Annotated in this window: 2 rRNA genes; both read right to left on the bottom strand. The window is 47.4% G+C overall.

The annotated features are described in order from the left end of the window. Positions 1-202 precede the first annotated feature (202 nt). Positions 203-319, bottom strand: a 5S ribosomal RNA gene (gene rrf / locus AZI32_RS16975). A gap of 60 nt (positions 320-379) precedes the next feature. Beyond that, a 23S ribosomal RNA gene (locus AZI32_RS18865) occupies positions 380-1,360 on the bottom strand; the annotation flags it as partial.

Here is a 1,360-nt window from a genome sequence, read left to right on the forward strand (position 1 = left end):
AGCGCAGCGGTCATTTAAAGCATCTTCTCTTATCTCTTTATCTCATACCGTACAAGCGTAATCTTTTTTATTTTACACAACAAAAAGTGGTTAGTATTAAGTTACAATGCAGAAGTCATTTTAAAGCATCTTCTCAGCTTTATGACTTCAAATGTAACTTAATACTAACCACCACTTAAATCCACGTAAAATAAAAAAGATTACGCGGCTACGTCCTACTCTCCCAGGCAGCTTCCCACCAAGTACCATCGGCGCTAAAGAGCTTAACTTCTGTGTTCGGAATGGGAACAGGTGTATCCTCTTTGCTATAATAACCACATAATCTTTATTTAGAGTTAGTACTCTAAAAACTGAATAACATTTGTAAGATTAAATAATCTTGGTCAAGTCCTCGATCTATTAGTATCGGTAAGCTACATACATTGCTGCACTTACACCTCCGACCTATCAACCAGGTAGTCTTCCTGGGATCTTACCCTTACGGTGGGAAATCTTATCTTGAAGTTGGCTTCGCGCTTAGATGCTTTCAGCGCTTATCCATTCCGTACATAGCTACCCAGCCATGCCCTTGGCAGAACAACTGGTACACCAGAGGTACGTCCATCCCGGTCCTCTCGTACTAAGGACAGGTCTCCTCAAATTTCCTACGCCTGCGACGGATAGGGACCGAACTGTCTCACGACGTTCTGAACCCAGCTCGCGTACCACTTTAATGGGCGAACAGCCCAACCCTTGGGACCTACTACAGCCCCAGGATGTGATGAGCCGACATCGAGGTGCCAAACCTCCCCGTCGATGTGGACTCTTGGGGGAGATAAGCCTGTTATCCCCAGGGTAGCTTTTATCCGTTGAGCGATGGCCCTTCCATGCGGAACCACCGGATCACTAAGTCCGACTTTCGTCCTTGCTCGACCTGTATGTCTTGCAATCAAGCTCTCTTCTGCCTTTACACTCTACGCACGATTTCCGACCGTGCTGAGAGAACCTTTGAGCGCCTCCGTTACTCTTTGGGAGGCGACCGCCCCAGTCAAACTGCCCACCTGACAGTGTCCCAATACCTGATTCAAGGTATCTGGTTAGAATCTCAGTACTACAAGGGTGGTATCCCAAGGATAGCTCCACCGAGACTGGCGTCCCGATTTCATAGCCTCCCACCTATCCTGTACATGTAGCACCAAAATTCAATGTCAAGCTACAGTAAAGCTCCATGGGGTCTTTCCGTCCTGTCGCAGGTACCCGGCATCTTCACCGGGATTACAATTTCACCGAGTCTGTTGTTGAGACAGTGCCCAAATCGTTACGCCTTTCGTGCGGGTCGGAACTTACCCGACAAGGAATTTCGCTACCTTAGGACCGTTAA

It is taken from the genome of Clostridium sp. ATCC 25772, assembly GCF_001573875.1.
In the GTDB taxonomy this organism is placed as follows: Bacteria; Bacillota; Clostridia; order Clostridiales; family Clostridiaceae; genus Clostridium_J; species Clostridium_J senegalense.